Genomic DNA, 4,268 nt, shown 5'->3' on the forward strand with positions numbered 1-4,268 from the left:
GTAAAATACGCCGTATCGGCGCGCGTCGCGGCGTGATCATGGCGACCGGCGGTTTTGGCCGTGATATCGAATACCGCATGATGCAATTACCTGAGTTAAATAGTGATTTAGATTCGACTAACCATGCTGGCGCCACCGCTGAAGCGCTCAAGCAAATGATGCTTATCGGGGCGAATCCCATTCATTTAGACCAAATTCAACTTGGCCCTTGGGCATCACCCGATGAGAAGGGATTTGGTACCGCATCCCAATTCAACACTATCGCCACCTATCCCCACGGCATCGTCGTGGACGTGCGCACCGGTGAGCGATTTTTCAATGAATTAGCCGATCGCAAGGCGCGGGCCGACGCCATCATGACCAGACGAGATGAAAAAGGTCAGCCCGTTTATCCCATCGGTTTTACTAATGCCGCCGGAGCCAGCAAGGCTCAAACCTTAGATTGGGGGCTGAAATATAAGGTCATCAGCAAGGCCGAAACCTTAGATGAATTAGCCGCGATTTACGGCATGCCGGCTAAAGCATTAAAGGCACAGGTCGAGCGCTGGAATGAGGCGGTGAAGAGCGGCATCGATAAAGAATTCGATCGCCCCATGCAAGAGGCCATAGTGCTAGACCAAGGGCCTTGGTATGCGGTGCGCATGTGGCCGAAGGTGCATTACTGCATGGGCGGGGTAAAGGTAAATACCCAATCCGAAGTGCTGCATTTGGTCAGCAATAAAGCAATCCCAGGGTTATACGCCGCAGGTGAAGCCACGGGCGGTATCCACGGTGCGAGTCGTTTGGGTGCCTGTGCTGTTGCCGAAGGCGTGGTAACAGGACGTAATGCTGGCCGAAACTGCGCCGCAGCAAAACCGACAGAATTAAAGCAATCATAAATTTAAAAAATAACAATATGTTGGAGATTAAGATGAATAAATCTATGTTGATGGCCTCGCTCACCTTAAGTTTACTTTCTGGCAGTGCACTCGCGATGGAGCAAGTCATACTCGATGGTAAGAGCTTGACCCAAGATCAAGCATGGGCGATTGCCGATGGCGCTAAAGTGAAAATCGCACCAGAAGCGAAAACCCATTTACACAAAGGTTATGATTTATTGATGGAAGCCGCTCGTTTAGGTAAGCCTGTTTATGGCCTTACCGTGGGGGTGGGACTTAATAAAGATCAAAAGCTATTTGATGCTGACGGTAAGTTAACTGACTCTGTGCTTGAAGCCTCCAGAAACTTTAACATCAGCACCTTGCGCGCCCACAGCGCTGGTGTCGGCGAGGCTGCGCCGGTTCGACTCACTCGTTTAGCTTTAGCCGTTCGTTTAAACACGTTACTCGCAGGACAAACCGGCGTACAAATTGAAGTGGCGGAACTTTATGAGGCCTATCTCAATAAAGGGCTTACACCTATCATTCCCGCTAAAGGCACTGTGAGTGAGTCAGACATCCTGCTCTCATCGCACGTGGGCTTAGCGATGATTGGTGAATGGGAAGTATTTTACAAAGGCAAGCGCGTTAGCAGTAAAAAGGCAATGGCCGACGCAGGAATTACGCCATTAGCCCCCATGGGGAAAGATGCGCTATCGATTTTATCTAACAATGCATTTTCAGTCGCTTATGCCATGCAAGGCTACCGTGATGCAAAACAATTACTGTCCATTTCGCCAACCGTTTTTGGCTTAAGCTTAGAAGGCTTAAACGGGAACGTGGCGCCATTTTTACCACAAACCAATGATATCCGGCCGTTCCCTTATATTAAAAGCGCGACCAGTGACATCCTAAAACAACTCGATGGCAGCTATTTATGGCAACTCAACGATGAGCGCCCCCTACAGGATCCACTGAGCTTTAGGGGGACGGCTTATACCTTTGCCGGAGCTGAGCAGGCCCTCGCCTCACTGGATGAAGTGATTAATATCCAAATTAACCACTCTGATGATAACCCCGCCGTCATTGTGGGCGCGTCAAATCAATATGCCCAGTTCCCGCAAGTGGCTAACTACATGGTTGAAGGACAGGGCGGCGTATTCCCCACCACAAACTTCGAGCCGCTACCCGTGGCATTGGCGGTGCAAAACTTGAGTGTGGCGCTGACCCATGTGTCCCACAACAGCGTAATGCGCACGATTCATTTATCCGATGATCACTTTACTAAGCTAACGCGCTTCTTGAGTGCGCCAGGTAACCAAGGCCATGCCTTTGGTGCAATTCAAAAAGCCTTTGTGGATATGCAAGTGCGGAACAAACAATTAGCAACCCCAGTCTCCTTCGACGGTATTGCTATCGCAGGTGGTATTGAAGACACCTTCAGCAACCTTAAGTTAGCGTCAGATAACCTGATCCAAATCGTCGATAATACGCGAGTCATCTATGGCTTGGAATTATTACACTCTACTCAAGCGATTGATTTACGTAAGCAAGCTAACCCTGATCTGCAACTTGGTAAAGCGACACAAGCCATGTACAAGGCCTACCGCGAAAAAGTGCCTTTTGTGGCTAAAGACCGCCCATTCACGCCGGATATCCAAGCATCAACAGACTTTATTGCAAACTATTAATCCACGACGCGGGGCATGATGCCCCGCTTACGGAGACCCTTATGTTAAAACCCGTATTCATCCTATTACTCAGTTGCATGCTGGCACCTATGGCAGCTAATGCTCTAAATATCAAAGACTACCATAAAGCGGTTATGACAGATGCCAATGGCAAAGTCGATTGTGTCGCTTGCCATGGTGATGCTAAACGCAAAACCATACCTGATGCAGCAGCTTGTAGCAGTTGCCACGGCTCCCCCGAAGAAGTGGCTAAATTGACTCTGCGCCCGGCGGATGCGGGGCATTCAGTTGAGCCGAATCCTCATGACAGTCTGCACTATGGCACAGACCTACCTTGCACTTACTGCCACCAAGAACACAAAGAAAGTAAAGTCTATTGCAATCAATGCCATGAGTTTACTTATCCTCAGATGAAACGTTAAAAAATAGCCTTAGGAAAGATGATGAAAAAGCTCAATCAGTTTGTATTATCCTGTGTTGCCAGCGCCGTAGCATTAACTTGTACAACCACTTTTGCGGCAGAACCCCAAGAAGATGGCATGAATGTTGGTGGTTCCGTTCGAGTTAACTATGGCTATCGTGACTATGACGATAAGTCGAAAGATAAAGGTGGTGACTTTAATTTTGACGTAGCAACCCTCAAAGTGACTGGCCAGAAAGGAGATTTCGGCTTAGCCGCTGAATACCGCTTTACCGCGAAAACCAATTTCATCAAATTTGGTTATGGCTATTACAAGATTGACCCAGATTGGGAATTGCAATTTGGGATAAATAAAGTGCCTTTCGGTAATCGTGGCGTTATTTCCAACAGTTGGTGGTTTGGTATTCCTTACTATTTAGGTTTTGAAGATGACCATGACATTGGTCTCAAAGCGATTTATAAAAAAGATGGCTGGCACACCGATTTAGCATTCTATAAAAATGCCGAATACGGCCCAACGGAAAACAAGCGTTACTCGACCGATTTGTATACCGGCACCATCAATGGGACCGAGTACCACAACGAAGAGACTAACCAGCTTAACGTGCGCCAAACCTACACCGCAGAACATGCGGGCGGCTCAACGACCGTTGGCGGCTCAGTCCAATACGGCCAAATCTACAACAGCAAAACCGGCAACAATGGTGATCGCTATGCCGTCGCATTGCATTTAGACAGCAGCTACAACGGTTGGAACCTGCAAATGCAAGCCATGCAATATGAACACAATGCGGCAGATGCTGTTGACTCCAACAAAATTGGGGTATCGGTGGTGGGTTGGCAATACGAAATTGCCTCAAAAGGCCAAGTCTATAACCTCAACATTGCCAAAACCGTTAACACGGATTGGGGTAGCATTAAGTTCTATAACGACTTTGGCTTAATGACGCCAGATGTCGATGATGATAGCTACGACAATAGCCTGCAAAACGTCACCGGTATGGCGATTGCGGCAGGTCCAACTTACACCATGATCGACTTCGTGATGGGTAAGAACATGACCTTCTCGACCGCGAATAACGACCATGTTGGTTTACCTGAGATGGGTAACGATTGGGATAAACGCATTAATATCAACTTCGGATATTACTTTTAACCATCTGAAATAAAATAAAAATCCTCGCTCATATGAGCGAGGATTCAGGAAGACTGATTTGCACCTTATCTAAAAACGCCTCAGACCATACTAACTTCCAATGAGTCAGAATGCTCTCACGCCGCTCTTTCAGAAGCAGACTC

At 47.8% G+C, this 4,268-nt stretch carries 4 protein-coding genes; all 4 read left to right on the forward strand.

The annotated features are described in order from the left end of the window. A partial coding sequence (locus tag ACRCZA_RS07195; RefSeq protein ID WP_438673773.1) for a flavocytochrome c occupies positions 1-878 on the forward strand: 878 nt, incomplete at its 5' end. Between the two features lie 32 nt (positions 879-910). After that, positions 911-2,548 carry an HAL/PAL/TAL family ammonia-lyase gene (locus ACRCZA_RS07200; RefSeq protein WP_438673774.1) on the forward strand — a complete coding sequence of 546 codons (1,638 nt, stop codon included), beginning with the start codon at positions 911-913 and terminating at the stop codon, positions 2,546-2,548. 41 nt (positions 2,549-2,589) lie between these two features. Then, entirely contained in the window at positions 2,590-2,970 is a 381-nt protein-coding gene (locus ACRCZA_RS07205; RefSeq protein WP_438673775.1) for a cytochrome c3 family protein, read from the forward strand. 18 nt (positions 2,971-2,988) lie between these two features. Next, entirely contained in the window at positions 2,989-4,125 is a 1,137-nt protein-coding gene (locus tag ACRCZA_RS07210; RefSeq protein WP_438673776.1) for a hypothetical protein, read from the forward strand. Positions 4,126-4,268 lie beyond the last annotated feature (143 nt).

This window comes from Shewanella sp., from assembly GCF_051658185.1.
In the GTDB taxonomy this organism is placed as follows: domain Bacteria; phylum Pseudomonadota; class Gammaproteobacteria; order Enterobacterales; family Shewanellaceae; genus Shewanella.